This is a genomic window from Natronoarchaeum sp. GCM10025321 (assembly GCF_042663585.1).
Lineage (GTDB): Archaea > Halobacteriota > Halobacteria > Halobacteriales > Natronoarchaeaceae > Natranaeroarchaeum.
This window is the reverse complement of record NZ_JBHTAN010000006.1, coordinates 2,244,968-2,269,879: the sequence shown is the minus strand read 5'-3', so window position 1 is coordinate 2,269,879 and position 24,912 is coordinate 2,244,968. Positions and strand designations below refer to the sequence as shown.

The window sequence follows — 24,912 nt, the reverse complement described above, 5'->3', positions numbered from 1 at the left end:
GAATGGACACATACTCCGGTGATTCGGGGCTCACGGGTGCGGGAACGGGCGGCGAACAGATCCGGAACAAACTCGTCAAATGGGTGTTTTTCGCCTGCGCGTTCCTGTCAGTCCTGACGACGGTCGCGATCATCGTCGTCCTGTTTCGTGGGGCCTGGACCTTCTTTTCGGAGGTCTCTATCGTTTCGTTCTACACGAGCGCCGACTGGGCACCACAGCAGAACCCGGCACGCTTTGGCGTTCTCTCGCTAGTCTACGGGACGCTGATGATCACTGTCGGCTCCGCGCTCGTCGCCCTGCCTGTGGGAACGGCGACGGCAATCTATCTCAGCGAGTACGCCGACGAACGGATCCGATCGGTCGTCAAACCGACGCTCGAGATCCTCGCCGGTGTCCCGACGATCGTGTACGGCTTCTTCGCGCTCTCGTTTATTACGCCGGTTATCCAGCGGGTCTTCCCCGAGACGGGGACGTTCAACGCGGCGTCGGCGTCGATCGTTGTCGGGATCATGATCATTCCGATGGTCTCCTCGCTCTCGGAGGACGCGATGAGCGCAGTCCCGGACGAACTCCGTAACGCGGGCTATGGCCTCGGCGCGACGAAGTTCGAGGTCAGCACTGATATCGTCGTCCCCTCGGCCGTCTCAGGGATCCTCGCGTCGTACATCCTCGCGGTCTCGCGGGCGATCGGTGAGACGATGGCGGTCGTACTGGCAGCAGGGTTGACCCCGCAGATCACGGCCAACCCGCTCGACCCGGTCCAGACGATGACCTCGTACATGGTCCAGGTCGGGACTGGCGACGTCTCGGTTGGCTCGGTCGGCTACCAGAGCCTCTTTGCGGTCGGAATCACGTTGTTCGTGATGACGTTCGCGATGAACGTGCTGAGTCTGGCGATCAGATCGCGATATCGGGAGGAGTACCAATGAGCTCTAAAGAGACTGACGGCGGCGTCGTCGAGGATCGGTTCCCGCTTGCTGGCGGCGAGCAGTTACAGCGCAAGCGCCTGTACGGAAAGCTATTCGTCGGCGTCTGTCTGGCCGCGACGATGGTCGGTATCGTCGCGTTGGTCGCACTCCTCGCGGACGTGGTCTCCGAGGCGTGGGGCTGGCTGACCTGGGAGTTCCTGACCTACCCGCCTTCGCGGTTCATCGAGAACTTCGACCCCTCGATGTACGGCAACCCGGAGACGCGTCCCGCCGGGATCTATCCCGCACTCATCGGTTCGATCTATCTCATCATCATGACCGCGATATTCACGCTGTTTCTCGGCGTGGGTGCGGCGATCTATCTCGAAGAGTACGCCGCCGACAACTGGCTGACAACTCTGATCAACGCCAACATCTCCAACCTCGCGGGCGTCCCCTCGATCGTCTACGGTCTGCTCGGACTGGCGATGTTCGTCCGGGCGCTCAACACCGGATCGAGTCTGCTCGCCGGCGCACTGACTCTGACACTGCTGATCCTCCCGATCGTTATCGTCTCTTCGCAGGAGGCGCTGCGGGCGGTGCCGGACTCGCTCCGAAACGCCTCCTACAGCGTCGGCGCGACGCGCTGGCAGACGATCCGGAACGTCGTCCTCCCGAACGCACTCCCGGGCATCATGACGGGAACGATCCTGTCGCTCTCCCGGGCGATCGGCGAGACGGCCCCCCTCATCATGATCGGCGCGGCGACGTCGATGTTCGTCCCGCCGAACGGCCCGCTCAGCGCCTTCGCGGCGATGCCGATGCAGATCTTCGACTGGGCACGCCAGCCAGCAAACGAGTTCCAGCACGTCGCGGCGGCCGGGATCATCGTCCTGCTCTCCGCGCTACTGCTGATGAACGCAACGGCGATTTATATCCGAAACAAATACGACACACCCACATAATCCATGAGCGACACAACACTCGGCACGACGACGGCGACGGAGACCGACACCGAAACAGACGACGAGGCCGGACGGGAGTTCGGCTCTCAGGCTGACGACGAGATGGCACCATCGATCGCCACCGTCCGGAACCCGATCCTCGAGGCGGAAGATCTGGTCGTCAAGTACGGCGACATTCAGGCGCTCCAGCCCGTCTCGGTCGGCCTCCCGGAGAAGGAAGTGACGGCGATCATCGGCCCCTCGGGCTGTGGAAAGTCGACGTTCCTGCGGTGTATCAACCGGATGAACGATCTGGTCGACGCCGCCGACATCACCGGGAGCCTGCGCTTCCGTGGGAAAGACGTCTACGACGACGACGTCGATCCGGTCGCGCTCCGGCGGAAGATCGGGATGGTGTTCCAGAAGCCGAACCCGTTCCCGAAATCGATCTACGACAACGTCGCCTACGGCCTCCGTATCAAGGGCCAGACCGAGGACCTCGACGCGGCCGTCGAGCAGGCGCTCAGACGCGCCGCGCTCTGGGACGAGGTCAAAGATCAACTCGATTCGTCGGGGCTCAACCTTTCGGGCGGCCAGCAACAGCGGCTCTGCATCGCCCGGGCCATCGCCCCCGATCCGGAGGTCGTCCTGATGGACGAGCCAGCAAGCGCGCTCGACCCCGTCGCGACATCACAGATCGAGGACCTGATCGCCGACCTCGCCGAGGAGTACACCGTCGTCGTCGTCACGCACAACATGCAGCAGGCGGCCCGCATCTCCGACAAGACCGCGGTCTTCCTGACCGGCGGCCAGCTCGTCGAGTTCGACGACACCAACAAGATCTTCGAGAACCCCGAGCACCAGCGCGTCGAGGACTACATCACGGGCAAGTTCGGATAGGATAACAACTAACCCGATCCCGCCCTTTAGCGGGTGTATGGGATCCGGTCGCGATCCGATCGAACGTGCCGCCGACGAAGGCGTCGACCTCTACGAGGTGTCGACGTGGGAGCCCCGCTCTCGACTCGACCGGGTGCTCGTGGGTGCGGAGAACAAAAGTCGTCGGCTCTATCGCCTGCTGATCTGGCTCGCGTTCGGATTGTTACTTCTCTCCGTCATCGCCCTTTCAGCGCTCGTCATCGTGGCGGAGTTCCAGTTCGGCAACCTCGATGCCATCACCGATCCGGTCGTCACGACGCTCATTGCTCTCTCGGTCGTCCCCGCGTTGATTCTGGCCGGATACATCTGGCAGACGGACGTGACCACCGACGAACCGGTCGCACTACTCGCCGTCACGTTCCTGCTCACGATGGTCCTCGCCGGTGCCGCGGCGCTGTTGAACGAGGTGGGTCAGGGTGTCGTCACCGTGCTCGGGACGGCCGCACTCGGCGAGGCGGTCGGTGGCACCCCTGTGATGCTGTTCCTCTTTTTCTTCCTCGTCGTCGGTCCCGTCGAGGAGACAGTGAAACTGCTCGCAGTGCGGTTGTACGCGTATCGCGACGACCGCTTCGACGCGGTCATCGACGGTGCGGTGTACGGCGCTGTTGCAGGGCTTGGCTTCGCGACGATCGAGAACGCGCTCTACATCACCCGCCCGCTGGACTCGGTGGCGACGGTGGCCGACATTCTGGAGACGGCGAGCGGGGCGACTGCCGCCAGATCACTCGCCGGTCCGGGCCACGTCATCTACTCCGCGCTCGCCGGGTTCTACCTCGGGCTGGCGAAGTTCAACCGCGAGTACGCCGTCCCGCTGGTCGTGAAAGGACTCTTCCTCGCCGCCGTCATCCACGCGACCTACAATACGGGGGCGAGCATCATTCCTGACTGGCTCGTCGAGACGACGTCCATGTCCTCGCTCTCGGCGGTCCTCGTCTACGTCCTCGTGTTCGACGGTGCCGCCGGCTACTACCTCTATCGAAAGCTCAAGCGCTATCAGGACACCTACAGATCGGTCGATGCGGGTCAGTTAGACCGCGATCCGACGCCCGTGCTGACCGAGTTCGATGGATCGACCCACGCCCCGTCTATCGCTTCGGGAGCACCGCCGGTCGAACCGCCGGTCGTGCGTTCCGAGGCGTCGAGCAGTCCGGCTATGGAGGATACGACGAATACGGCCGACAGTGGCGGAGACAACACCGGGGGCGAGGAGGCGTCGGCTCCTGATTCGCGGCCGGACGAAGGGGACTCAGCCCGGAGGAGCGGAGCGGGAGACACGCACGAGGAGGGATCTGACGGGAGCACCGAGGGGGACCGATCCGAAGAGAGCAGCGAGGGGCTGGACAGATCCCGTGGCGACACCAACGACTCCCTCGACGACTGGGAGTTCTAGTAGCCGTCCAGCATCCGTTCTGCGTACTTTGCGATGACGTCGACTTCGAGGTGGATGGGAGCGCCGACCGATTTCTCCGAGAGCGTCGTCATCTCGTAGGTCGTCGGAATGATGGCGACGCTGACCGACTCGTCGGTCCGGTCCGCCACGGTGAGACTGATGCCGTCGAGGGCAATCGAACCCTTCTCGACGACGTACTGGTCGAACTCCTCGGGGACGCCGAACTCGAACTCCCAGTCTTCGCCGACCTGACGGATGTCACGGACCTCTGCGACACCGTCGACGTGTCCCTGCACGAAGTGGCCGTCAAGGCGGTCGTTTGCTGCCAGCGCGCGTTCGAGGTTGACGGCATCGCCCTCGTCGAGCGATCCGAGATACGTCTTCTCGACGGTTTCTGCGGCCAGAAACGTCTCGAACCAGTCGTCGCCGAACTCCTCGACGGTCAGGCAGGCACCGCTGACGCTGATGCTCTGGCCATGTTCGAGGCCGTCGGTGACCGTCTCTCCACTAACACGTAGCCGAACGCCGTCGTCGGTCTCCGTTCGCGAGACGATTTCGCCCGTCTCCTCGACGATTCCTGTAAACATATCTTCGTGTTAGGTTGCTCCCGAGGAAAGGATTCCGGGTTCCGACCGTCCTCGGCCGTTTCGCCCCACAGAGCGACGTGCGAACTAAATCCACGGATATTACTACGTGGGGGGAGTAATGCTTAATAAGAGTTACTTTCACATGAATACGACATATTTCTCTCCGAACGGTGATGCGCGATGAATCCGAGGAGAATCGATTTTCTCGTCGATATGGCCTACGGCGCCATGTTGCTGGCTGCCATCATAATCATCGTCACTGTCGGCACGCAAACCGGTGTCGCGTTCGGTCTGGGAATCATCGCCTCGTACGTCATCCACGTCGTCTGGAAGATGGGTCGATTCGATCCGGACTGGATGACCCGACAGGTCGAGGAGCGGGTCTCCGAGCGCGTCGAAGAACAGGTCGAGGAAGAGGTCGATCAGGTACGCGACCAGATCGACGAGGTTAACGAGCGTGTCGACCGCCGTCCGAGCGAGGGCGAGGTACAGGATACAGTCGGCGAAACGGTCGGTGAGAGGGTCGAGAAAACCGTTGAAAAGACGGTCGGCGAAAAAGTCGAAGAAACGGTTGGCGAGACGATGGAGGATACAGTCGAGGAGACTGTAGAGGCGACGGTGGAGGAAACAGTCGAAGAAACGATGGAAGAGAGGGTTGAGGAGACCGTCGGTGACACCGTCGAAGAAAGGGTCGAAGAGAAGGTCGAAGAGACTGTCCAGGAGGCGGTCGATGTGGAGGAGACGGTCGAGGAAACAGTCGAAGAGACCGTGGAGGAGGCGGTCGATGTGGAGGAGACAGTCGAGGAAACAGTCGAAGAGACCGTGGAGGAGACGGTGGACGAGAAGGTCGAAGAGACTGTCGAAAAGAAGGTTGCAGAGACGGACGGCGACAGCTAACTGGGCCAGCGTCGCGTTCGTCGTTGCACGTCACCAGAGCAGATATCCGAAACGAGTCCGTCGCACGTTTTCCCGTCTCCGATCCAACCGAGAGATACAGTAGAGCCGAGTATATTTACCGTATGATTCCCTCACAATACGGTTAAGCCCGTTTCGCTCGTATTTTTCCTATGGCATCCAAGATTCTGGTCCCGATGGACGACTCGGAGATGGCGCGCGAAGCGCTGGAGTACGCGCTCGAACACTTCCCTGACGCGGAGTTTACGGTTCTACACGTCGTCGGGGGCCCTTCCCCGATGTGGGGCGAGGCGACCGGACTCGCACTCGCTGATGATCTCGAGGAAGCCACGGCCGAACTCTCCGAAGAAGTGTTCTCAACCGCGCGCGAGACCGCCGAGGAGTACGACATCGAAATAGAGACCAAGAGCAAACTGGGCCATCCTGGTCGGGCGATTATCAACGAGGCCGAGGAGTACGACACCGTCGTGATCGGCACTCACGGGGGGACCATTGCCGAGCGACTCTTCGTCGGGAACGTCGCAGAGCAGGTGTTCCGTCGGAGCCCGGTCCCCGTCGTCGTCGTGCGGTGAGTCGCTGTCTCGGCCAGTTAGCTACTCGAAAGCGGTTCGACGCGGAACCGGTAGCCCGGATAGACGCCGTCGAGATTCGCCGGACTCTCCTCTCTCGTGTGCTCCCGACACAGGAACGCCGTCGCCTCGACCGCCCCGTGTCCGGTCTCCTCCTGATACCGCTCGACGACGACGAAGTCGGGTGACTCGGTACAGCCCCGACGGTGACATTCCTGAGGCGGTTCGGCGACGACTTCTTCGCGTGGCGGCTCTTTCTCGTCTCCTCGTTCGACCGCCTCTGTGAGTTCGCGCTGTCGCTGCCGTTCGTCCGCGTCGCGAGCCTGTTTGTCTCGACTATTTCGATCGTCTGCCATACGGTGAGTAACGCGTGTCCGGAGCATAATCGTATGGCCGGAGGAACTCACGCGCCAGAAACTGCAACACGCTCGCGAGACGCGGCTTGAGACGTTCAGAGGTCCCTCCGATATCGACGAGTGGTATTTCACTGTGTTCGCCCGGTCGTTAGATTTCAGTCTCCTATCCCGGGAAATAGCCCACGTAATATTTCCATACCTCTAATCTAACGACATCTGGAGATACATAGATGTTATTGAAAAGAAAATCTTTTCATAGTTCGGTTCTGAAGTGTAGATCAACCACTGGTGTCATATTGTGCCACGAATGGAAACAGCGGAAATCGATACCGACCTGAGTCTCTTCAAATACGACAACCTCGAACAGTTACCCGAACGATATCGGGAACTGGACGAAGCCGAGCGGACTGAGCGGATCGAGGCCGCGCTGGCCGAACTGGGTGACGACGTCGTCATCCTCGGCCACAACTACCAGCGACGGGAGATCGTCGAACACGCCGACTTCATCGGTGACTCCTACCAGCTATCGAAGGAAGCGGCCGCCGCGGACGCCGAGTACGTCGTCTTCGGCGGCGTGACGTTCATGGCCGAGAGCGCGGATATCATCACCGACGACGAACAGACGGTGATCCTGCCGAGCATGGAGGCGTCCTGTCCGATGGCCGGGATGGCCGAGGCCCTGCAGGTCGACGCCGCGTGGGCCGAAATCACCGAGGCCGCGCCCGACGAGGATATCATCCCGATCACGTACATGAACTCCTACGCCGACCTGAAGGCCTTTACCGCCGAGCACGGAGGAGCGATCTGTACCTCCTCGAACGCCCACCTCGTCTTCGACTGGGCGCTGGAGAAAGGCGACAAAGTCCTCTTCCTGCCCGACAAACACCTCGGCGAGAACACGGCCCACCGACTGGGCCTCGAAGACGAGACCGCCGACTGGGATCCGTGGGACCCGGAGGGCAAAGACGCCGCAGAGGTCGCCGAATCGGACATCATCCTCTGGGACGGCTACTGCCAGGTCCACGAACGGTTCCGCGAGCATCACATCGAGACGATGCGCGAGGACCACCCTGACGCGAACGTCGTGGTCCACCCCGAGTGTCGCCGCGAAGTCGTCGAGGCGGCCGATATCGCCGGATCGACGAGTACCATCTGTGAGGTCGTCGAGGAGGCCGACCCCGGCGACACCTGGGCGATCGGTACCGAGATCCACCTGGCGAACCACCTCGACCGCTGGCATCCGGATGTGAACGTCCTGCCGCTGTGTGGCGACGCCTGCATGGACTGCAACGCGATGCGCCAGATCGACCCGAACTACCTGACGTGGGTGCTCGAAGAGCTAGTCGAGGGCCGCGAACGCAACGTCATCGAGGTCGCAGAACGGGAGAAAGAACTCGCCGAAGTGGCGATGAACCGGATGCTGGAGCTTCAGGGGTGAAAGGATGGGTGACCATACTACCGCGGATGTGCTCGTCGTCGGCACCGGCATCGCTGGCTGTGCCGCGGCGCTCGCGGCCGCACGTGAGGGCAGCGACGTGCTCGTCGCGACGAAGGCCGAACGCCCCGAGGACGCGAGTACCGACTGGGCGCAGGGCGGCATCGCCGTCTCCCGGGACGACCCCGAGCAGTTCAAACGGGATATCCTCACGGCGAGTAGCGACACTGCCGACCCCGAGGCGGTCGACGTACTCGTCGAGAGCGCCAACGAGGCGGTCGAAGACGTCCTGCTGGAGACGCTCGGCATCGAGTTCGATACGGCAGACGAGGGCGCCGAATCGACGGGGGAGCAGTGGGACTACGGCCGCGAGGCGGCCCACTCCGAGGACCGGATCATGCACGTCAACGCCGAGACGGGCACGCACATCCTCCGACCACTGCTCGCGTATCTCGACGATCACGAGCGCGTGACGATTCTCGAAGATACGGCCGTGCTCGACCTGATCACGCACGAGGGGCGAGTTCACGGCGCACAACTCGACCGGACCCCAGGGAGCGAGCAGGCCAACACCGGCTACCCGGTCTTTGCCGGGTCGACCGTACTGGCGACCGGCGGGATCGGATCGCTCTATCCTCACTCGACGAACCCGTCGGGATCGACCGGTGACGGCATCGGGATGGCGGCGCTCGCCGGCGCGGACGTCGCCGACATGGAGTTCGTCCAGTTCCATCCGACGGCGCTCGACGAGGCCGCCGACGGCGTGGCCGAGGCCGACGAGACCGAGGGGATGGACACGGTGCTGATCAGCGAGGCTGTCCGCGGCGAGGGCGCACACCTGCTGAACGGGGACGGCGAGCGGTTCATGCCTGAAGTCCACGAGGACGCCGAACTCGCGCCGCGGGACGTGGTGGCCCGTGCGGTCGCCCGCGAACGGTCCGAGACGGGAACAGTCCGTCTCGACGTGTCGACCTTCGACTTCGCGGGGGAGTTCCCCGACCTCGCCGACCGGTGTGCCAAGCGTGGCGTCGATCCCGCCGAGGGGATCCCGGTCACACCCTGCGAGCACTTCCTCTGTGGCGGCGTCGCCGTCGACGACCGCGGTCGGGCGAGCCTCGACCGACTCTTCGCCGTCGGCGAGTGTGCCCGCACCGGCGTCCACGGCGCGAACCGGCTAGCCTCGACGAGCCTGCTCGAAGGGCTGGTCTGGGGACTCCGGGCGGGCGAGACGGCGGTCGGCAACGAGCCCCGACCGATCGAGGCCGCCGATCTGCTCGATAGCGACCCCGACCTCCCGCCCCGGTTTGCCGCCGAGAAGTTCACGCGCCTGCGTCGCGTGATGGGTGAGTACGTGGGTCTGCGCCGCGACCGCGACGGACTCGGACGCGCCGCCGCGGTACTGCGCCGCCTCAAGGGCGAGGTCGACGCCTACGTCCGGACCCGAACCGCACGGGACATCTACGAGTTACGCCACGCCAGCGTCACCGCGTTACTGATCGCCCGCGCCGCGGCCGAGAACGAGCGGTCAGTCGGCTGTCATTACCTCGACGAGGCGACCGAACAGGTCGCGGAGCCAGCGGACGACTGATGATCACGGACTCACAGATCGAGGGATGGCTCCGTGAGGATCTGGGCCATCACGACGTGACCAACGAAGTCCCCGGCGGGACGTCCGGCCGCCTCGTCGCGAAAGAGAGTGGCGTCCTCGCCGGACTCGACGCCGCCGAAGCCGTCTTCGAGTACCTCGACGTCGACGTCACGCAGTCGCTAGCCGACGGCGACCCGGTCGACACCGGTGATACCGTACTGGCTGTCGAGGGGGCGGCTACCGACGTCCTGCGCGGCGAGCGCGTCGCCGTGAATATCGCCGGCCACGCCTCCGGTATCGCCACGAAGACGCGCCGTGCGGTCGAACGGGCGAACGAAGCGACGGCCGGGGCGGACAGCACGGTCGAGATTGCGGCGACCCGCAAGACGACGCCCGGTCTCCGCGGCGTCGAGAAGCGGGCGGTCGTCGCGGGTGGCGGCGACACCCACCGCCTCGACCTCTCGCATATGGTGATGGTGAAAGACAACCAGATCGCGGAGTTAGGGCTGGAAGAGGCGATCACGCGCTTCGACGAGCAGACCTCGTTCGCCACGAAGATCGACGTCGAGGTCGAGCGAGTCGAGGATGCCCCACGGGCCGCGGCGGCCGGAGCGGACATCGTCCTGCTCGACAACATGACGCCCGGGAAGACCCACGACGCAGTCGAACTGCTGGCCGAGTACGAGACGCTCGCGGAGGCCTCGGGCGGAATCACCGTCGAGGACGTTCCGGCGTACGCGAAAACGGGCGTCGACGTCATTTCGATGGGGTCGCTCACTCACAGCGCGCCCGCACTCGACCTGTCTTTCGGGACCGGTGAGTAGGATCATCCTATTCAGCCACGGCACCTGAGCCGACTGTTTATATACGATGGGGCGGCCAGCGGTGGCCATGCGATTCGAAGCGTTCCGCTTGGATGACCGGGCAATCGAGGGGTTACCGATCAGACTCGTCATCGCCATCGTCGTCGGCGTCGCGAGTCTCAGCATCATGATGTCTATGCTCTCGGGGGTCGGTACGCTCGGGACGACGGAACTCGACGTCCAGCCTGACGACGAAGTGATCAACGCTGGCTACAACTCGGTCGATCTCACGGTGATCGACGAGCAGGGCGACGCCGTCGAAGGGGCGACGGTGATCGTCTCCAGCGGCACTGCGAGCATCGACGGCATCGAGAACGAGAAGTCGGATGCGAACGGCGAGGCCACAGTCAGTATCTCGCCGGAGCTACGCGACAATCAGGACAAGGGTACTCTGGAGATAGAGATTAATCCGCCTGCGGGGACCGAGTACGAGGACCAGCGGGAGAACACCGAGCTACTGGTGATCGACGACTAGACGCCGTCCCAGTCGATCCAGTCGCGCTCCCAGCCGTGTCGCGACTCGGCGCTGCGCTGTGCGTGCTCGCGGTCCTCGCGTGCGGTCCGGTTGCGCTCGATGGCGTCGGCCTGTTCGCCCTCGACGAGCAGCGGCGCGAACGCGGCGTTGCCGTGCTCCTCGACGTCGCCATTGGCGTCGACGACCGAGAGCCGCTGTTCGCCGGTGCCGTGGGGCATTACGAGTTTGCCATCGGCGGCTAGCTGGTCGTGCAGGGCGGGCGGTGGCCGGACCGCGGCGGCCTCGAGCAGGATCCGGTCGTACGGCGCGTACTCCGGTAGCCCCTCGGCACCGTCCCGCCAGTCGACCAGCACCTCCTCGTGGCCCGCTGCCGCGAGGTTCTCGCGGGCCTGGTATACCAACGATCGGGTGATATCGACCGCGTGGACGTTTCGTGCGCCAACGATTTCGGCGACCACGGCCGCGGTGTAGCCGACGCCGACGCCGACGATCAGCACCGACTGCTCCGGCTCGACGTCGAGCAGTTCGAGCAGTCTGGCGGCGTCGCTCGGTGAGAGGACGCGGGTGCCGTGCTCCTGGTGCGAGATATCTGCGTAGGCGGCGCGTTCGGCCTCGACGAACTCGTGGCGCGGCACTTCACGCATCGCGAGGCCGATCCGTTCGCTCCGGACGACCCGCTTTGCCTCGTGTTCGAGGCTATCGACCATGTCGTCGCGGAGGATTGCGGGTTCCATAGTCGACGGATAGATCCGGAGCGTAATCAATCGCGCGACTGGCTATCGGTCGTTCAATATAAGAGTCGCCGGCGTGGCACGCGGTTTCAACGCCGCATCCGTACGAACCGGACGCCGCCGTGCGCGCTCCGCTCGAGCGTCCCGTCGGTACGCTTGTCGAACCGTTCGAGCGTCTGCCGTCGACGGCCGATCGGCGCGAGAATTCGGCCGCCGGGGCACACCTGCTCGGCGACTGGTTCGGGGAGTTCTCTGGCCGCGCAGGTCAGATAGGCACGGTCGTAGGGCGCATGCTCCGGCCAGCCGTCCCGGCCATCACCGACACGGATCGAGATGTCGCCGTAGCCGATGTCGTCGAGTGTCGACCGCGCCTGCTCGGCAAGCCGGTCGCTGTACTCGACGGAGTAGACGTTCTCTGCTCCGACGACCTCTGCGGTCACTGCGGCATGATAGCCACAGCCAGTACCGATCTCCAGGACAGTATCGCCCGGGGCGGCGTCGAGCAGTTCGACCATGATCCCGACCATGTGCGGGGCACTGATCGTCTGGCCGTCGTCGATCGGGAGGGGGCGGTCCTCGTAGGCGGCGTCACGGCGGGCCTCGGGGACGAACTCGTGGCGCGGCACCGCTCGCAGCGCGTCGAGCGTCGCCTCGTCGGTGATCCGCCCGCTCTCGGCGAGGCGCTCGACCATCCGGTTGCGACGGTCGGCGGGCGATCCCCCGGTCATCGGCTACCAGGCAGACCAGGCAGTCGTCGTCTCGTCGCGCACGTACAGCCGTTTGATATCCTTTGCGACAGCCGTGTCGCGGTCACGGTCCAGTTTGTCGAACTCGTAGCCGGTCGCGTCGTCGCGGACTGCGATTCCTTCGACACTGAACTCTTCCTCGCCGTGTTCCTCGGTCGCGCCGACGGTGAACTCGTAGTCGCCGGGGACCTGCAGCGTGACGCTTTTGCTCTCGTCGCGGCGGCCGTCCTGCGGGTGGATCGTCGTCTTGACGCCGACGTTTCCGACCGCGCGGGTCCAGATCGTGCTGACGTCCTCGGCGCTCGCCTCGTCGACACGCTTGTCGCTCTCGAGTTCGAGGCTGGTGATCCGGACCGTCATGATCGCTTCGGGCGTGTCGAGGACGAACTCCTCGCCGGACGCGAGTTGCTCGTCGGCAGGCGGTTCGGCCGTCGCCGAAAAGGAGTCGCCCTCCTGGGAGACGACGACGTCGCGCTGGACGGTTCGCTCCTCTTCGATGCGGATCTTGTGGACGTGGCTACACTCCGTACAGCGAACGGTCGCCTGTCCGCCGGGCTTGAGCACCTCGTGGACAGTCTGTTCGTCAGGGGAACAGGACGGACAGCGCGTCCCGACCCGCTCCGTGGTGTCGCTCATACTGGTCGTTTACCGTCCGCGCGGGTAAAAGGAGTCGGTAGTCCGCCCGTTAGTACGTTCACCGTTATCGGTTCCCATACTGTGGCAAGCTTGCCCGATCGGACAGCACTTATACGGCCGGCGGATCTCTGGCCGAGTATGGCACGACAGGACTACCAACAACAACTGGAGTCCCTTCGGGAGGACGTTCTCTATATGAGCGAGCTCGTCCTCGAACGGCTTCGGCTGAGTTTCGACGCGCTCGAACAAAAGGACGAGGCAGTTGCAGAGGAGGTCATCGAAGGTGACCACGAGATCAACCAGCTATATCTCGATCTCGAACAGGATTGTATCGATCTTCTGGCGCTCCAACAGCCAGTCGCCGGCGATCTGCGCTTTATCGCCTCGTCGTTCAAGATCATCACCGATCTGGAACGGGTCGGTGACCTCGCGACGAACCTTGCGGAGTACTCGTACGACGCCGAGGAAGACGTCTACCCGGAGGTCGACGTTCAGGGGATCGGCGATCTCACACACGAGATGGTCGAGGATGCGATGGCGGCGTACTCGGAGGAAGATCCCGATGCCTGCCGCGAAATATCGGATCGCGACGACGAGATCGATGCGCTCTGCGAGGAGGCCAGCCAGACCGTCGTCCGAGATCTGCTGGAACGCGAGTTCACCGAGGGCTCCGGCCAGGAGATCGAAGCGGTGATGAACGACGTGTCCCGGCTCCTGCTGACGATCCGGGATCTCGAACGCGTCGGTGATCACGCGGTCAACATCTCGGCGCGGACGCTGTACATGATCGAAGGCGACGACGAACTGATCTACTGAGACTGGCGGCGACGAGCCGTTTTTCACTCACCGTCGTAGCGCCAGGTCTCGCCGCCCCAGCGTGGCTCGACGACGCCTGGCAGGTCGCCCAGGTGTGCGGACACCATCTCCCACCACTCGGTCGCATCGTCGTAGCCTGCCGAGTGTGCGGGGTACACCTCCGCCCGCAGTTCGTCCTCGTCGAGTTCGGTAACTTCCCGGAGTTGGTCGAATGCCGCGCGGATCGCGTCGCGCCGCCAGTCGCACATCATTCCGCTCGTTCCGGGCACGTCCATGTCTTCGAGCAGTTCGGAGACTCGTTCGCCGACAGGCTGGCCCGTTTCGCTCCCCTCGCCGACGAAGGTTGCACGTGGCCGGTACCAGACCGTCAGCGGTGGCTCCTCGCGCACGCGCTTCCTGTCGAGTTCCCCCGCACGGCACAACGCATCGAGTTTGCTCCGGGCTTCGTACTCGGTACAGGCGAGCGCGTCGGCGATTTCGGTCGCCGTCTTCGGCTCCGCGCCATCGAACCTGTCGACGACGTTGTCGTCGGGTATCTCCTCGACGAATTGCCCCCAACTCCTGTCGTCGTGGTCACTCATACATGCTAGATTTGTACCGAATACACATTATTTTTTGTATCGTTCCGAGCGCTGATATATTCCCGGCTGCCGACGGTCACTCGACGACCGTAGCTCGCTCGTCGACGAGCCGATGGGCGTACCAGACCGTCGAAAAGTCCTGTGGGCTCGGCAGTGCACAGGCGAGCCACGCACCAGTGGCCGCAATCGCGTATGGGTTCCCCGTCGAAATCGGGTCGGGGACGATGCCCAGTGCGACGGGTGCGAACGGTAGTGTCAGTGTGAGCGGCATCAGTGCGGCGAGGCGAAGCCCCGTGACGGAGGTATCCTCGGAGAGTCGCGGTGTCACCGACGCCCACGTGCCGAGCACGCCGGCGCGGAGCCGTCCGATACCGTCTCGACCGCCGAGCCAGTCCATCCGGTAGTCGACGTCGAACGCCTGCAGGGCGAGCGCATGAGCGTGCTCGTGGACGATGGTACCGAGGCAGAGTGTAAGGAAGAGGACGACGACAGCGCCGAGAAGGATGAGTGGATCCATACTGACCAGAGTACCTGCTCTTGTAGTTCAGGTAACGTTGGTTTAATCTATCGCTTCGTGGACTCTCTGTCGGTATTTCGACCGGTCGGAACAGCGACAGCATCGACGCGGTACTGTCTCTCGTTGCTAATGGCGGCTTACCATCTAACTTCGACCGACAACTGGGAGACGGATGGTTCACAACCCTTATTGACCCAGTTGAGACACTGTCGAACGAATGCACGTCTCCGTTGTCGTCTGTACCTACACGATGGATCGCTACGACGCGTTTACGGAGGCCGTCGAGAGCATCCTCGAACAGACCTACGAACCGATCGAGATCGTGTTGGTAATCGATGGTAATCCGAGGGTATTCGAGCGCGCAGTAACGGACTTCGGCGAGCACGAACACGTTATCGTTCACGACAACGACGAGAACCGCGGGATATCCTACAGTCGGACGAAGGGCGCCGAGCTAGCCTCCGGCGACATCGTCGCGTTCATCGACGACGACGCGGTTGCAGAGGAGGACTGGATCGACACACTCGTTCGGACCTACGAGGAGCACGACGCGCTTGCTGCTGGCGGGCGGATGGTTGGCGAGTGGCTGGTCGGCCGTCCCTGGTTCCTCCCCGAGGAGTTCGACTGGGTAGTCGGCGTCACGTATCCAGGGTTTGCTGAACCTGATACAGAAGTGCGCAACACCTTCGAATCGAATATTTCCTTTCGCCGGGATGTGTTCCTCGACATCGGTGGATTCGACGAAAGCCTCGGACGGGACGCGAACTCGTACAGTAATTCGGAAGGCGCCGAGGTCGGGGATCGATTGCGGGCCGAATACGGTCGTGGAGTGGTGTACAACCCCGAGGCCGTCGTCGCGCACAAGGTATTCGAACGCCGGACGAAGCTTCCATGGCTGTTGTCACGAGCCTTCGAACAGGGCGTGTCGAAGCGACGAATGGCAGGAGAATCGGACGGCGTCGGCAGTGAGGAGACCGGCTATCTGAAGTTCCTCTTCACGGAGCGGGTGCCCGAGCGGATTCGAGAGACGGCCCGGAGTCCATCGGTAGCCGCTGTCGGGCAGTTGCTGATGATCGGCGTATTTACTGCAGCAGTGGGTGTCGGATATCTCTACGAAGCAGTCGTGCCGGAATAAGGCGGTCTGTTACGTTTGAGACGGCGTTCTCTGGCCGTCCAGAACACGTTCTGCTGTGGTAACCCGACATAAACAGCTAACTCTGAGCCCCGTCCACAGCGTTACTCATCTACCGTACACACCACAGTAAACGAGCATGTCGTTTCCGGAATCTCCTGTCCGTTGGTGTCGCAACTGCAAAGGGCGTCGCCCGCAGATATCGACACGATGGTCGGAAAACTCGATCCCGGGGCGCTCGCGGCGGTGCTCGATCGAACCGGTGGGGTCGGCGAGGACGTCCTGGTCGGCCCGGCCTACGGCGAGGACGCCGCGGTGATCGACCTCGGCGACGAACTGCTGATCATCTCCTCCGATCCCATCTCGCTCGCTACCGAGCGGATCGGCACCCTCGGCGTCCACGTTGCCTGCAACGACGTCGCGGTCAGTGGGGCAGATCCCGAGTTCCTGACTGCGGTGCTGCAGGTGCCAAGTAGCGAGGAGGTGATGGACGCAGACGGGAGCGATCGTATCGAGGCGATCATGGCCGACATGGAACGAGAGGCGAACACCCTCGACGTCTCCATCGTCGGCGGCCACACCGAGTACGTCGACCAGCTCTCCCGCCCGATACTGTCGATGACCGCGATGGGTCGGACCGATCGAGCAGTCCTGACGGGCGGCGCGGAACCGGGCGACCGCGTCGTGCTGACAAAGGGGGCGGGGATCGAGGCGACTGCGATCCTGGCAACGGATTTCCGTGAGGACCTCGAGGGGATTCCCGACGACGTCCTCGACCGCGGAGCGGAGTTCTTCGACGAGATCAGCGTGGTTCCCGACGCGCGCGTCCTGCGGGAGTGGGCGACCGCGATGCACGACCCGACCGAGGGTGGCGTCTTCACCGGGCTGATCGAACTGGCGACGGCGTCCGGTGTCGCGCTGGACGTCGAGACCGAGGCGATTTCGGTACGGACCGAGACGGCGCGCCTCTGTGCGGCGCTCGACCTCGACCCGCTCAACGCGTTCGGCTCCGGGGCCGTGTTGGCGACGGTCTCGGAGGCCGATATCGAGGCCGCGCTAGACGCGCTGGCCGACGCCGGAATCGAGGCCGCGGATATCGGCGCTGTTCTGGCGGCCGACGAGCCAGCCCTGTTCCTTGACGGCGAGCGGTTCACTGAACCGGAACGGGAGGCCCTGTACACGCTGTGGGACGAGGAGTAGCGCGTCTGCTGTGAGATGATGAACGGGGTCGGGATTCGACGCGAACCGCTCCGCTGCTCGGAGAATTATCCAGCGTCGACCAAAGCTACTTGTCGATTGCCACCGAGAATTGGGTCGAACGCGTGTCCTCCGAGCTACCTTTCACCGTCCGTGGATCGCTCCCGCCCGAGACCGTCGAAGAGTTCCTGCGCTCGACCGTCGTCCCGGTGCGACTCTCCTGTCATCGGCCCAGCGGGGACCTCTGGATGCTCTCGCTGTGGTTTCGCTATCGGGATGGCTATCTGGAGTGTGCGACCTCCGCCAGCGCCGACATCGTCCGCTTCGTCCGCGCGGACGACGCCGTCGCCTTCGAGGTGTCGACGAACGATCCGCCCTACCGTGGCGTGCGCGGCAACGGCGTCGCCCACGTCGACGCCGACGAGGAGAAGGCACTGCTCAATGCGCTCGTCGAGCGGTATCTCGGCGGGGCCGACTCGGACCTGGCGCAGAACCTGCTTTCGGACGAGCGCGAGGAGGTCCGTATTCGGATCGACCCAGAGACGGTCTATGGCTGGGACTACTCGGGGAGAATGAGCGAGAGCGCAGGCGACGACGAGAGCTGAGTGCCGTCAGAGCACCTGTCGCTGACAGGTGCCACAGAGGCTCTGTTCTTTCATATCGACCTCCCTGACAGTCGGCGAGAAGTTCATTACACAGCGTTTGTTGTTGCAGTGTTCGAGACCGAACGTGTGGCCGATCTCGTGGACGATCTCCTTGCGCACGCGGTCGCCGAAGATCTCCTCGGAGTCGCGTTCGGAGAAGCCGCCGTCGCTGGAGGTCTGTAACCGATACGTGGAGACGACGCTCCCGTTGCCGTCGAGGTAGGCCAGGCCAAACACGTAGTTCCGCTTCCGGTAGAACAGGTCTTTGGGAGTCACCGCGATGTTCTTTTCGCCCGAACCTACGCGGCTGGCGAGTTCGATGAAGTCCTCTGCACGGTACTGGTTACGGTTCGCGTCGAACGCGCCGTCTGGGATCTGCTGGGGTTCATGGACGGTGACATCGCAGTCGTAGATCGTCCGTAACCCCGCCGACGCCTCGCGCTTGACTCGCGCAGAGACGTCCCCCACCGGCACGACGTCAACGAGCATACGAACGCCTAATATCGCGGCGGTCATAAACATCCCGCCATGCCCCACGCCGATTCGGGTCCGATCGTCGATCGATTAGCCCGCTTCGACCGCGTCGTCGAAGTGGGCGTCGGCCGGCGGCCGGACGTCGCCAGCGCGCTTGCCGACCGTGGTGTCCGTGTCACCACGACCGACGTTACGCCCCGTACGGTCCCAGAGAGCGTCGCGTTCGTCCTCGACGACGTCACAGTCCCCGATCCGGATATCTACGCCGACGTGGACGCGGTCTACGCGCTGGATCTCCCGCCGGAGCTACACCGACCTGTGGCGGCCGTCGCGCGCGAGCAGAACGCAGAGTTCGTCTTTACAACGCTGGGCGGCGACGAACCCGTGATTCCGGTCGAACGCGAGACGCTGCCAACCGAGACGCTGTACTGGGCACGGGACGGTCCCGGCTAACTGGGGCTCCCACAGGAAGCCGATACGTCCTTAGTCCCGGCGGCCGTTCGGCCGTCTATGACCGACGCCCCGAGCGACTCCGAAGCCCCCAACCTCGCCCCCGATGCGGTCGTACTAGATATCGACGGCGTAGTGGTCGACGTCGAGAACTCCTACCGGCGGGCCATCCTCGAATCCGTCGAGACGGTGTACGGCGATACGATCGAGAAGGCCGACGTGCAGGCGTTCAAAGACGCCGGCGGGTTCAACAACGACTGGGAACTCACCTACGCGGCCGCGCTGTTCGTCCTCGCCGAGCGGGAGGGGATGGAACTGGATATCGCGGCCTTTACCGACGCCATTGCGGAGCACGGCGGCGGTCTTGACGCCGCCGAACGCGTCGCTGCGGAGGCTCTCGACGCGGACGCGTGGACCTTCGTCCGGGATCGCTGGGATCCCGAGCGACTCCGGGACGTCTTCCAGCAACTCTACCTCGGCAGTGATCTGTATCGCGAACTGGAGGGCGGTGAGCCGGATGCCGAGACGCGCGGATACATCCACGACGAACCGCTCCTGCTCGACGCCGAGACGCGCGAGGGACTCATCGAGCGCTACGATGTCGGCGTCGTCACCGGTCGCCCGGAGGCGGAAGCGGAAATCGCCCTGGAGCGGGCCGGTCTCGACGTCCCCACCGAGCGGCGGTTCACGATGGACGACTGGGAAGCGGGAAAGCCCCATCCCCACGCGCTGACGACGCTCGCGGAGCGTTTTGAGGCCGATTCCGTGGTCTTCGTCGGCGATACCCTCGACGACATCAGGACGGCGGTCAACGCCGCTGAGGCGGATCCTGACCGAGAGTATCACGGCATCGGCGTCCTGACCGGCGGGCTTTCCGGCGCGGCAGGAACGGCAAAGTACGAGGATGCGGGGGCGACGGCCGTGCTCGATTCGGTCGCCGAGTTGCCCGAACGCCTCGACTGAGGTCTCCACCACGCGCCAATTCTTGTTGCCGGTCACGCAACCCTTTTGCCCCGCTCGGTCTACCGGACGAGTATGCGAATCGCGCTACTCGGTGGGACTGGCGACATCGGACAGGGACTGGCCCTGCGCTGGGCGTACGACACGAATCACGAGATCCTGATCGGCTCTCGAGACCCTGAAAAGGCCCGGACCAAAGCCGATGAGTACGAGACCGAACTCGATAGTAGAGGACTGGAGAAGACGATCAAGGGCTTCGAGAACTCGATGGCCGCCGACCGGTCGGACATCGTCGTCCTCGCCGTCCCGCCGTATCACGTCTCCGACACCGTAGAGGCGGTCGCGGATCGACTGGACGACGAAACCATCCTCGTTTCGCCCGCGGTGGGCATGAAAGGTGACGAAAACGGGATGCACTATCACCGCCCCGGTGCGGGAAGCGTCACTGCCGTCGCGGCGGAGGCCGCGCCCGAGAACGTGCCGGTCGTCGGTGCCTTTCACAACCTCGCGGCTGACCGACTGGCGAATCTCGATATCGAACTCGATCTGGACACCCTCGTTGTCGGCGACGACGGCGATGCCAAGGGGACCGTAACGATGCTGGCAGAATCGATCGACGGCATCCGCGTGCTCGACGCCGGACCGATCGCCAACGCGGCCGAAGTCGAGAGCATTACACCGCTGGTCATCAATATCGCAAAACACAACGACGGGATGCACGACGTCGGCGTCCGATTCCTGTAACTCGCTTCTGGACGCTCCTGTCGTTTCCCTCCGGTCGCGTACGTCCTCGCGCTCTTCGTTCTGATCGGTGGGGCGTAACTGAATTTTCGGCGTGTGGCGCTCGGCTGACCCGGCGCTGTCGCGTTCTACGGAAGGACACTGGCGGTGCTGGTCTGTTACTGGTTCGCGGAGTTCTAACTCGTTCCACCCGCTCGAAAACGATCGGCTTCAGGCGCCCGCGGATTCGAGGGCGTCCTCGATGTCCTCGCGCTGGGTGACACCGACGAACCGCTCGACGATGCCGTCCTCGTTCTCGACGATCAGGGTCGGTAGCGACCGAACCTGATACTCGTTGGCGATATCCTGCTCCTCGTCGACGTTGACTTTTTCGAGGGCAAAGCGGTCGCCCCACTCCTCCTCGATCTCTTCGAGGATGGGATCCTGCGTTTTGCAGGGGCCGCACCAGTCGGCATGGAAGTCTTTCAGCGTTACAGTCATGATACGTACATCGGGTGTTTCAGGTGTGCGCGCATAAGGGTTTCCCACTTTCGTCGATCGCTCGCACGAGCGGTGAAGAGGGGTCGAAAGACTTAGTTACCCCCGACGATCAGTGTCGAGTATGAGTGGTAGCGGCGAGAACAGCGGTGGGCTGATGTCGAGTGCAGGACTAGTCCGGTACTTCGACTCGGAGGACAGTAACGCGATCGAGATAGATCCGCGAACGGTCGTGGTTGCGTCCGTAGCACTCGGCATTTTCATCCATCTTCTGGGAATCATGGTCTACGGCATCCGGATCTGAGACCAGCGTAGCCACCCCCTTCGATACTGGCCGAAGACGCGAGATTTTTGCCGTTCAGATTCCTACAACAGGTAATGACGATTACTGCTGGCGTGCTCGCCGTACAAGGCGACGTGAGCGAACACGTCGATGCCGTCGAGCGTGCCGCTGATGACGTCGGCGAACAGGTCGACGTCCGGACGATTCGATCTGCAGGCATCGTTCCCGACTGTGACGTCCTCCTGATGCCCGGCGGCGAGTCGACGACCATCTCCCGTCTGATCCATCGCGACGACATCGCGCCCGAGATCCGCGAGCACGTCGCGGCAGGCAAGCCGGTCCTTGCGACCTGTGCGGGCCTGATCGTCGCCGCCGAAGACGCCGGGGACGACCGCGTCGAGACGCTGGATATCCTCGACGTCACCGTCGAGCGCAACGCCTTCGGCCGACAGAAGGATAGCTTCGAAGCACCGCTTCCGGTCGACGGACTGGACGACCCGTTCCCCGCGGTCTTCATCCGCGCGCCGGTGATCGACGAGGTCGGCCCGAACGTCGACGTGCTTGCCTCGTGGGACGACCGCCCCGTGGCCGTCCGACAGGGACCCGTCGTCGGACTCTCTTTCCACCCCGAGTTGACCGAGGATAGTCGGCTCCACCGGCTTGCGCTGTTCGTGGCCGCCGACGCCTCCGTGTAAGCAGTCTGGCGGATCACCCCCTGCGGGACGTGGACTTTTCTCTCTGGACACCGTGCGAGGTAGTATGAAGGCGAGCATTGATGCCGTCCGGGTCGCCGGAACGAGGGAGGGGCCGGTCGCCGTCGTTATCCTGTCCGTCGAAGACGAAAGCGACGTGCTACCGATCTTTATTGGCTTCGAGGAGGCCGCCAGCATTGCCCGAGGAATCGACGCCGAGGACATCGGCCGGCCGCTCACACACGACCTCCTCCTGGACGTCGTAGAGGAACTCGGCGGACGCGTCCGCCACGTCGAAGTCACCGCCGTCGAGGACGGCACCTACATCGCCGACCTGTGTATCGACACCCCGCGCGGCGAGACGACCATCGACGCCCGGCCAAGCGACTCGCTGGCGCTGGCCTCCCGGACCGATGCGAGCATCGAGGTCGCACCGGACGTCTTCGCGGCCGGCGCGCGGCCCGCATCGGAGTTCGAGGATCTCGATCCGATCCAGGACGTCGCAGAGCTAGCGTAGCGAAGCGGAGACGGGTCACTTTATACGCTCCGCACCGACTGCCCTTTCATGAGCGAGGACGTACTCGACGAGCTGTTCGCCGTCATCGAGGATCGCAAGGAAACGCTACCCGAAGATTCGTACACGGCATCGCTGTTCACTCACGAGAAGGGTGAAAACGAAGTGCTGGAGAAACTCGGCGAGGAGACGACCGAACTGATTCTGGCGGCCAAAGACGACGATGCCGACGAAATCGCTTACGAGAGCGCCGACATCGTCTATCACCTGCTCGTGCTTCTCGCGATGAAAGACATGGATCTCGAGGACTTGCGAGCGGAACTGGCCGAGCGAAGATAGCGGGGGCCTCGACCTACAGGTCCCGGGCGACGCGGAGTTCGGTGTCTGTCACCGTCTCAACGCTGTTTGCGGGCACTTCGATGTCGTCATCTGCGGCGGCACCGAAGCCGAAACCCTGGATGACCGCGTCCGCGATATCCGGGTCCGGGTCGACGTACGCGACCTGTTCGTCGGTGTCGACTTCGGTCACGATTCCGATCTGCTCGGCCTCGATATCCATGAGAAACTTCCCTTCGTCGGAGGTCGATAGTACTGTCATACCAGTCGTACATTCCCTCCCGAAGACGTAAAAAAACACTTGCAACGACCGCTCCACTACTCTTCGAGGCAGATGTCGACGAAGTTCTTCAGGATCGTCAGCCCGGTCTCGCCGCTCTTCGTTCGGCCACCTTTTTCATCGTTGGGTTCGCTCGCCCTGCTCGCGAACCACGCCTCGAAAAATCTGGGCCATAAACTGACGCGGCGAAGCCTCGTCGACGCTTCGCTCACAGCCACGTGGGGCTACTCTTCGAGGCAGATATCGACGAAGTTCTTCAGGATCGTCAGCCCGGTCTCGCCGCTCTTTTCGGGGTGAAACTGCGTCCCAAAGACGTTGCCCTCCTCGTTGGCGACGATGCTCGGGAAGTCGATGCCGTAGTCGGTCGTCGCGACGACTGCCGTGTCGTCGTCGGGTTCGGCGTAGTAGGAGTGGACGAAGTACGCGTACTCGCCATCGACGGAACCGCCAGACGCGGCCCCGTCTGCCCGGTGCGTCTCCGACGCAACGGTGTCGACGCCGTCGACCAGCGGGTGCTCGCGTTCGACGTTCAGTTCGTTCCAGCCCATCTGGGGCACCTTCTGGTCGCCGTCGAACCGGACGTTCGTGCCGGGGATCAGATCGAGGCCTTTCACGTCACCCTCGCCTGCGTGGTCGGCCTCCTCGCTGTCGGTCAGCAGCATCTGCATGCCGAGGCAGATGCCGAAGAGGGGCTGCCCGCGCTCGGCGGCCTCGTGGAGCGCCTCGCGGTAGGGGCCGGCGTTCTCGACGCCCTCGCGGAACGCGCCGACGCCGGGCAGGACGATGCCGTCCGCGGCCGCGAACGCCTCGGGGTCGTCGGTAATCTCGACGGTCGCGCCGACGCGCTCCAGGCCGCGCGTGACGCTTCGGAGGTTCCCCAGACCGTAGTCGACGACGACGACCGAGGCGGTCTCTGACTCCGTCGTATCCGTCTGCTGGCTCATACCTCACGGTTTGCTTTCGGTCGGGAAGTTCCTTCCGTTTCGCTCAGATATCGCTGCCGGGTGATCGTCGGTTACTCTCCGGACCGGGGGTGCATACCTGCTTTCTCCGTCTTCTCACGGTGTCACTGCGGGGGGTTCTCTCCCCGCAAATCTCTCTCGCTCGTTACTCGTACTCTCCTAGCCGCGACTGGCCACCCGAACCCCCAGCGCCGCCGAGATCCGCTGCGGTGGCGATGGTCTCTTCGAAGGTACTGCGCTGGCTGCGGTCGTACAGCGTCGCCGCCGGATGGACCGACAACAGCACACGCCGCGACTGGCCGCCGATCCGGACCTCTTCGACGCTGCCGGCTTCCGACGTAATTCCGACGGATCGGTCGAGGAGGTGCTCGCTCGGAACCTTTCCGAGCGTGACGATCACGTCCGGATCGACGAGTTCGAGTTCGCGGTCGAGATACGACTCGCAGTTCGCCAGTTCCTCGCTGGTCGGATCGCGGTTGTCCGGCGGACGACAGCGTACGCAGTTGGTGATCCGAACGTCCGTACGGGCGAGTCCGACATCTCTGAGCGCGTTGTCGAGTACGTCGCCGCTCCGGCCGACAAAGGGTTCGCCGCGCTCGTCCTCGGTTGCGCCGGGGGCCTCTCCGACGAAGACGATGGCGGCGTCCTCGGGGCCGACGCCGTTGACGATCCGACTCCGGGACGCGCACAGTTCGGGACAGCGTTCGCAGGCGGTGACTGAGGTGCCGTCCATCTGCTCCATACTCACAGGCAGTGCTCCCTTCACTAATCTCC

34 protein-coding genes are annotated in these 24,912 nt (G+C 63.6%); 21 read left to right on the top strand and 13 right to left on the bottom strand.

Annotated features, from left to right (window positions below):
* The first annotated feature begins 2 nt into the window (after positions 1 to 2).
* Genes pstC through ACFQL3_RS14495 form a run of 4 tightly spaced genes read left to right on the top strand, consistent with a single transcriptional unit; the run spans position 3 to position 4,181 of the window.
* Positions 3 to 929, top strand: coding sequence for a phosphate ABC transporter permease subunit PstC (pstC, locus tag ACFQL3_RS14510; protein ID WP_377057120.1), 927 nt, complete (start codon positions 3 to 5; stop codon positions 927 to 929).
* A complete protein-coding gene (pstA, locus tag ACFQL3_RS14505; protein WP_377055525.1) occupies positions 926 to 1,873 on the top strand; it encodes a phosphate ABC transporter permease PstA in 948 nt (315 codons plus the stop codon). The genes pstC and pstA overlap by 4 nt, the downstream gene beginning before the upstream one ends.
* 3 nt (positions 1,874 to 1,876) lie before the next feature.
* The gene (gene pstB, locus ACFQL3_RS14500) at positions 1,877 to 2,752 is read left to right on the top strand and encodes a phosphate ABC transporter ATP-binding protein PstB (protein ID WP_377055523.1); all 876 of its coding nucleotides are present in this window, start codon (positions 1,877 to 1,879) and stop codon (positions 2,750 to 2,752) included.
* A gap of 37 nt (positions 2,753 to 2,789) precedes the next feature.
* Positions 2,790 to 4,181 carry a PrsW family intramembrane metalloprotease gene (locus ACFQL3_RS14495; RefSeq protein ID WP_377055521.1) on the top strand — a complete coding sequence of 464 codons (1,392 nt, stop codon included), beginning with the start codon at positions 2,790 to 2,792 and terminating at the stop codon, positions 4,179 to 4,181.
* On the opposite strand, the gene ACFQL3_RS14490 is transcribed toward ACFQL3_RS14495, so the two are convergent.
* A complete protein-coding gene (locus ACFQL3_RS14490) occupies positions 4,178 to 4,768 on the bottom strand; it encodes a riboflavin synthase (RefSeq protein ID WP_377055519.1) in 591 nt (196 codons plus the stop codon). The genes ACFQL3_RS14495 and ACFQL3_RS14490 overlap by 4 nt on opposite strands.
* Positions 4,769 to 4,948: 180 nt before the next feature.
* Between ACFQL3_RS14490 and ACFQL3_RS14485 the strand changes: the two genes are divergently transcribed.
* Positions 4,949 to 5,665: a hypothetical protein gene (locus ACFQL3_RS14485; protein ID WP_377055517.1), complete on the top strand. Its 717-nt coding sequence runs from the start codon at positions 4,949 to 4,951 to the stop codon at positions 5,663 to 5,665.
* A gap of 170 nt (positions 5,666 to 5,835) precedes the next feature.
* A complete protein-coding gene (locus tag ACFQL3_RS14480) occupies positions 5,836 to 6,255 on the top strand; it encodes a universal stress protein (protein WP_377055515.1) in 420 nt (139 codons plus the stop codon).
* 17 nt (positions 6,256 to 6,272) lie between these two features.
* On the opposite strand, the gene ACFQL3_RS14475 is transcribed toward ACFQL3_RS14480, so the two are convergent.
* Positions 6,273 to 6,608 (bottom strand): hypothetical protein, encoded by a 336-nt coding sequence (locus tag ACFQL3_RS14475; protein ID WP_377055513.1) that lies wholly within the window; start codon positions 6,606 to 6,608, stop codon positions 6,273 to 6,275.
* 307 nt (positions 6,609 to 6,915) lie between these two features.
* Between ACFQL3_RS14475 and nadA the strand changes: the two genes are divergently transcribed.
* The 4 genes from nadA (at position 6,916) to ACFQL3_RS14455 (ending at position 10,969) form a co-directional block, all read left to right on the top strand.
* Complete coding sequence (gene nadA / locus ACFQL3_RS14470) at positions 6,916 to 8,046, top strand: quinolinate synthase NadA (RefSeq protein WP_377055511.1); 1,131 nt, start codon at positions 6,916 to 6,918, stop codon at positions 8,044 to 8,046.
* Positions 8,047 to 8,050: 4 nt separating this feature from the next.
* Positions 8,051 to 9,631, top strand: a complete 1,581-nt coding sequence (locus tag ACFQL3_RS14465; protein WP_377055509.1) for an L-aspartate oxidase — start codon at positions 8,051 to 8,053, stop codon at positions 9,629 to 9,631.
* The gene (gene nadC, locus ACFQL3_RS14460; protein ID WP_377055507.1) at positions 9,631 to 10,455 is read left to right on the top strand and encodes a carboxylating nicotinate-nucleotide diphosphorylase; all 825 of its coding nucleotides are present in this window, start codon (positions 9,631 to 9,633) and stop codon (positions 10,453 to 10,455) included. Before ACFQL3_RS14465 ends, nadC begins: the two co-directional genes overlap by 1 nt.
* A 67-nt stretch (positions 10,456 to 10,522) precedes the next feature.
* A complete protein-coding gene (locus ACFQL3_RS14455; protein ID WP_377055505.1) occupies positions 10,523 to 10,969 on the top strand; it encodes a DUF7382 domain-containing protein in 447 nt (148 codons plus the stop codon).
* On the opposite strand, the gene ACFQL3_RS14450 is transcribed toward ACFQL3_RS14455, so the two are convergent.
* The 3 genes from ACFQL3_RS14450 to ACFQL3_RS14440 all read right to left on the bottom strand — a co-directional run bounded on the left by ACFQL3_RS14450 (position 10,966) and on the right by ACFQL3_RS14440 (position 13,082).
* Positions 10,966 to 11,703: a protein-L-isoaspartate O-methyltransferase family protein gene (locus ACFQL3_RS14450; protein ID WP_377055503.1), complete on the bottom strand. Its 738-nt coding sequence runs from the start codon at positions 11,701 to 11,703 to the stop codon at positions 10,966 to 10,968. The genes ACFQL3_RS14455 and ACFQL3_RS14450 overlap by 4 nt on opposite strands.
* 86 nt (positions 11,704 to 11,789) lie before the next feature.
* Complete coding sequence (locus ACFQL3_RS14445; RefSeq protein WP_377055501.1) at positions 11,790 to 12,428, bottom strand: protein-L-isoaspartate(D-aspartate) O-methyltransferase; 639 nt, start codon at positions 12,426 to 12,428, stop codon at positions 11,790 to 11,792.
* Between the two features lie 3 nt (positions 12,429 to 12,431).
* Complete coding sequence (locus ACFQL3_RS14440) at positions 12,432 to 13,082, bottom strand: HVO_0476 family zinc finger protein (RefSeq protein ID WP_377055499.1); 651 nt, start codon at positions 13,080 to 13,082, stop codon at positions 12,432 to 12,434.
* A 138-nt stretch (positions 13,083 to 13,220) separates the two neighbouring features.
* Between ACFQL3_RS14440 and phoU the strand changes: the two genes are divergently transcribed.
* Positions 13,221 to 13,898: a phosphate signaling complex protein PhoU gene (gene phoU / locus ACFQL3_RS14435; protein ID WP_377055497.1), complete on the top strand. Its 678-nt coding sequence runs from the start codon at positions 13,221 to 13,223 to the stop codon at positions 13,896 to 13,898.
* 23 nt (positions 13,899 to 13,921) lie between these two features.
* On the opposite strand, the gene ACFQL3_RS14430 is transcribed toward phoU, so the two are convergent.
* The gene (locus ACFQL3_RS14430) at positions 13,922 to 14,479 is read right to left on the bottom strand and encodes a FaeA/PapI family transcriptional regulator (protein WP_377055495.1); all 558 of its coding nucleotides are present in this window, start codon (positions 14,477 to 14,479) and stop codon (positions 13,922 to 13,924) included.
* Positions 14,480 to 14,555: 76 nt separating this feature from the next.
* Complete coding sequence (locus ACFQL3_RS14425; protein ID WP_377055493.1) at positions 14,556 to 14,996, bottom strand: hypothetical protein; 441 nt, start codon at positions 14,994 to 14,996, stop codon at positions 14,556 to 14,558.
* Positions 14,997 to 15,213: 217 nt separating this feature from the next.
* Between ACFQL3_RS14425 and aglG the strand changes: the two genes are divergently transcribed.
* From aglG to ACFQL3_RS14410, 3 genes are all read left to right on the top strand, one after another.
* Entirely contained in the window at positions 15,214 to 16,131 is a 918-nt protein-coding gene (gene aglG, locus ACFQL3_RS14420; RefSeq protein WP_377055491.1) for a glucosyl-dolichyl phosphate glucuronosyltransferase, read from the top strand.
* A 207-nt stretch (positions 16,132 to 16,338) separates the two neighbouring features.
* Positions 16,339 to 17,328 (top strand): AIR synthase family protein, encoded by a 990-nt coding sequence (locus tag ACFQL3_RS14415; protein WP_377055489.1) that lies wholly within the window; start codon positions 16,339 to 16,341, stop codon positions 17,326 to 17,328.
* Between the two features lie 122 nt (positions 17,329 to 17,450).
* Complete coding sequence (locus ACFQL3_RS14410; RefSeq protein ID WP_377055487.1) at positions 17,451 to 17,930, top strand: pyridoxamine 5'-phosphate oxidase family protein; 480 nt, start codon at positions 17,451 to 17,453, stop codon at positions 17,928 to 17,930.
* A 6-nt stretch (positions 17,931 to 17,936) separates the two neighbouring features.
* Here the strand turns inward: ACFQL3_RS14410 and ACFQL3_RS14405 are convergent, their stop codons facing one another.
* Positions 17,937 to 18,458, bottom strand: a complete 522-nt coding sequence (locus tag ACFQL3_RS14405; RefSeq protein WP_377055485.1) for an archaemetzincin family Zn-dependent metalloprotease — start codon at positions 18,456 to 18,458, stop codon at positions 17,937 to 17,939.
* 39 nt (positions 18,459 to 18,497) lie between these two features.
* Here ACFQL3_RS14405 and ACFQL3_RS14400 point away from each other — a divergent pair, with 39 nt between their 5' ends.
* The 3 genes from ACFQL3_RS14400 to npdG all read left to right on the top strand — a co-directional run bounded on the left by ACFQL3_RS14400 (position 18,498) and on the right by npdG (position 20,597).
* Complete coding sequence (locus ACFQL3_RS14400) at positions 18,498 to 18,896, top strand: UPF0146 family protein (RefSeq protein ID WP_377055483.1); 399 nt, start codon at positions 18,498 to 18,500, stop codon at positions 18,894 to 18,896.
* A 57-nt stretch (positions 18,897 to 18,953) separates the two neighbouring features.
* On the top strand, positions 18,954 to 19,856 hold the full coding sequence (locus ACFQL3_RS14395; RefSeq protein WP_377055481.1) for a TIGR01548 family HAD-type hydrolase: 903 nt from the start codon (positions 18,954 to 18,956) through the stop codon (positions 19,854 to 19,856).
* Between the two features lie 72 nt (positions 19,857 to 19,928).
* Positions 19,929 to 20,597, top strand: coding sequence for an NADPH-dependent F420 reductase (gene npdG, locus ACFQL3_RS14390; protein ID WP_377055479.1), 669 nt, complete (start codon positions 19,929 to 19,931; stop codon positions 20,595 to 20,597).
* Positions 20,598 to 20,804: 207 nt separating this feature from the next.
* On the opposite strand, the gene ACFQL3_RS14385 is transcribed toward npdG, so the two are convergent.
* A complete protein-coding gene (locus ACFQL3_RS14385) occupies positions 20,805 to 21,074 on the bottom strand; it encodes a thioredoxin family protein (protein ID WP_377055477.1) in 270 nt (89 codons plus the stop codon).
* Positions 21,075 to 21,195: 121 nt separating this feature from the next.
* On the opposite strand from ACFQL3_RS14385, the gene ACFQL3_RS14380 reads away from it, so the two are divergent.
* The 4 genes from ACFQL3_RS14380 to hisE all read left to right on the top strand — a co-directional run bounded on the left by ACFQL3_RS14380 (position 21,196) and on the right by hisE (position 22,899).
* Positions 21,196 to 21,375 (top strand): preprotein translocase subunit Sec61beta, encoded by a 180-nt coding sequence (locus tag ACFQL3_RS14380; RefSeq protein WP_377055475.1) that lies wholly within the window; start codon positions 21,196 to 21,198, stop codon positions 21,373 to 21,375.
* A 74-nt stretch (positions 21,376 to 21,449) separates the two neighbouring features.
* Entirely contained in the window at positions 21,450 to 22,049 is a 600-nt protein-coding gene (pdxT, locus tag ACFQL3_RS14375) for a pyridoxal 5'-phosphate synthase glutaminase subunit PdxT (protein WP_377055473.1), read from the top strand.
* A 64-nt stretch (positions 22,050 to 22,113) separates the two neighbouring features.
* A complete protein-coding gene (locus tag ACFQL3_RS14370) occupies positions 22,114 to 22,563 on the top strand; it encodes a bifunctional nuclease family protein (RefSeq protein WP_377055471.1) in 450 nt (149 codons plus the stop codon).
* 48 nt (positions 22,564 to 22,611) lie between these two features.
* Complete coding sequence (hisE, locus tag ACFQL3_RS14365; protein ID WP_377055469.1) at positions 22,612 to 22,899, top strand: phosphoribosyl-ATP diphosphatase; 288 nt, start codon at positions 22,612 to 22,614, stop codon at positions 22,897 to 22,899.
* Positions 22,900 to 22,912: 13 nt separating this feature from the next.
* On the opposite strand, the gene ACFQL3_RS14360 is transcribed toward hisE, so the two are convergent.
* From ACFQL3_RS14360 to ACFQL3_RS14345, 4 genes are all read right to left on the bottom strand, one after another.
* Complete coding sequence (locus tag ACFQL3_RS14360; RefSeq protein ID WP_377055467.1) at positions 22,913 to 23,158, bottom strand: hypothetical protein; 246 nt, start codon at positions 23,156 to 23,158, stop codon at positions 22,913 to 22,915.
* A gap of 56 nt (positions 23,159 to 23,214) precedes the next feature.
* On the bottom strand, positions 23,215 to 23,388 hold the full coding sequence (locus tag ACFQL3_RS14355) for a hypothetical protein (RefSeq protein ID WP_377055465.1): 174 nt from the start codon (positions 23,386 to 23,388) through the stop codon (positions 23,215 to 23,217).
* A 12-nt stretch (positions 23,389 to 23,400) separates the two neighbouring features.
* Positions 23,401 to 24,120: an imidazole glycerol phosphate synthase subunit HisH gene (gene hisH, locus ACFQL3_RS14350; RefSeq protein WP_377055463.1), complete on the bottom strand. Its 720-nt coding sequence runs from the start codon at positions 24,118 to 24,120 to the stop codon at positions 23,401 to 23,403.
* Between the two features lie 163 nt (positions 24,121 to 24,283).
* Positions 24,284 to 24,880, bottom strand: coding sequence for a uracil-DNA glycosylase (locus tag ACFQL3_RS14345; RefSeq protein ID WP_377055461.1), 597 nt, complete (start codon positions 24,878 to 24,880; stop codon positions 24,284 to 24,286).
* Positions 24,881 to 24,912 lie beyond the last annotated feature (32 nt).

Coding starts and splice junctions, on each gene's coding strand:
- aglG (WP_377055491.1), top strand. CDS start 15,214: ATGCACGTCTCCGTTGTCGTCTGTACCTACACGATGGATCGCTACGAC.
- nadA (WP_377055511.1), top strand. CDS start 6,916: ATGGAAACAGCGGAAATCGATACCGACCTGAGTCTCTTCAAATACGAC.
- nadC (WP_377055507.1), top strand. CDS start 9,631: ATGATCACGGACTCACAGATCGAGGGATGGCTCCGTGAGGATCTGGGC.
- ACFQL3_RS14385 (WP_377055477.1), bottom strand. CDS start 21,074: ATGACTGTAACGCTGAAAGACTTCCATGCCGACTGGTGCGGCCCCTGC.
- ACFQL3_RS14415 (WP_377055489.1), top strand. CDS start 16,339: ATGGTCGGAAAACTCGATCCCGGGGCGCTCGCGGCGGTGCTCGATCGA.
- ACFQL3_RS14465 (WP_377055509.1), top strand. CDS start 8,051: ATGGGTGACCATACTACCGCGGATGTGCTCGTCGTCGGCACCGGCATC.
- pstA (WP_377055525.1), top strand. CDS start 926: ATGAGCTCTAAAGAGACTGACGGCGGCGTCGTCGAGGATCGGTTCCCG.
- ACFQL3_RS14430 (WP_377055495.1), bottom strand. CDS start 14,479: ATGAGTGACCACGACGACAGGAGTTGGGGGCAATTCGTCGAGGAGATA.
- ACFQL3_RS14490 (WP_377055519.1), bottom strand. CDS start 4,768: ATGTTTACAGGAATCGTCGAGGAGACGGGCGAAATCGTCTCGCGAACG.
- pstC (WP_377057120.1), top strand. CDS start 3: ATGGACACATACTCCGGTGATTCGGGGCTCACGGGTGCGGGAACGGGC.
- ACFQL3_RS14455 (WP_377055505.1), top strand. CDS start 10,523: ATGCGATTCGAAGCGTTCCGCTTGGATGACCGGGCAATCGAGGGGTTA.
- ACFQL3_RS14445 (WP_377055501.1), bottom strand. CDS start 12,428: ATGACCGGGGGATCGCCCGCCGACCGTCGCAACCGGATGGTCGAGCGC.
- phoU (WP_377055497.1), top strand. CDS start 13,221: ATGGCACGACAGGACTACCAACAACAACTGGAGTCCCTTCGGGAGGAC.
- ACFQL3_RS14450 (WP_377055503.1), bottom strand. CDS start 11,703: ATGGAACCCGCAATCCTCCGCGACGACATGGTCGATAGCCTCGAACAC.
- ACFQL3_RS14360 (WP_377055467.1), bottom strand. CDS start 23,158: ATGACAGTACTATCGACCTCCGACGAAGGGAAGTTTCTCATGGATATC.
- ACFQL3_RS14395 (WP_377055481.1), top strand. CDS start 18,954: ATGACCGACGCCCCGAGCGACTCCGAAGCCCCCAACCTCGCCCCCGAT.
- npdG (WP_377055479.1), top strand. CDS start 19,929: ATGCGAATCGCGCTACTCGGTGGGACTGGCGACATCGGACAGGGACTG.
- hisE (WP_377055469.1), top strand. CDS start 22,612: ATGAGCGAGGACGTACTCGACGAGCTGTTCGCCGTCATCGAGGATCGC.
- ACFQL3_RS14475 (WP_377055513.1), bottom strand. CDS start 6,608: ATGGCAGACGATCGAAATAGTCGAGACAAACAGGCTCGCGACGCGGAC.
- ACFQL3_RS14345 (WP_377055461.1), bottom strand. CDS start 24,880: ATGGAGCAGATGGACGGCACCTCAGTCACCGCCTGCGAACGCTGTCCC.
- pdxT (WP_377055473.1), top strand. CDS start 21,450: ATGACGATTACTGCTGGCGTGCTCGCCGTACAAGGCGACGTGAGCGAA.
- hisH (WP_377055463.1), bottom strand. CDS start 24,120: ATGAGCCAGCAGACGGATACGACGGAGTCAGAGACCGCCTCGGTCGTC.
- ACFQL3_RS14495 (WP_377055521.1), top strand. CDS start 2,790: ATGGGATCCGGTCGCGATCCGATCGAACGTGCCGCCGACGAAGGCGTC.
- ACFQL3_RS14440 (WP_377055499.1), bottom strand. CDS start 13,082: ATGAGCGACACCACGGAGCGGGTCGGGACGCGCTGTCCGTCCTGTTCC.
- ACFQL3_RS14400 (WP_377055483.1), top strand. CDS start 18,498: ATGCCCCACGCCGATTCGGGTCCGATCGTCGATCGATTAGCCCGCTTC.
- ACFQL3_RS14485 (WP_377055517.1), top strand. CDS start 4,949: ATGAATCCGAGGAGAATCGATTTTCTCGTCGATATGGCCTACGGCGCC.
- ACFQL3_RS14370 (WP_377055471.1), top strand. CDS start 22,114: ATGAAGGCGAGCATTGATGCCGTCCGGGTCGCCGGAACGAGGGAGGGG.
- ACFQL3_RS14480 (WP_377055515.1), top strand. CDS start 5,836: ATGGCATCCAAGATTCTGGTCCCGATGGACGACTCGGAGATGGCGCGC.
- pstB (WP_377055523.1), top strand. CDS start 1,877: ATGAGCGACACAACACTCGGCACGACGACGGCGACGGAGACCGACACC.
- ACFQL3_RS14425 (WP_377055493.1), bottom strand. CDS start 14,996: ATGGATCCACTCATCCTTCTCGGCGCTGTCGTCGTCCTCTTCCTTACA.
- ACFQL3_RS14405 (WP_377055485.1), bottom strand. CDS start 18,458: ATGCTCGTTGACGTCGTGCCGGTGGGGGACGTCTCTGCGCGAGTCAAG.
- ACFQL3_RS14380 (WP_377055475.1), top strand. CDS start 21,196: ATGAGTGGTAGCGGCGAGAACAGCGGTGGGCTGATGTCGAGTGCAGGA.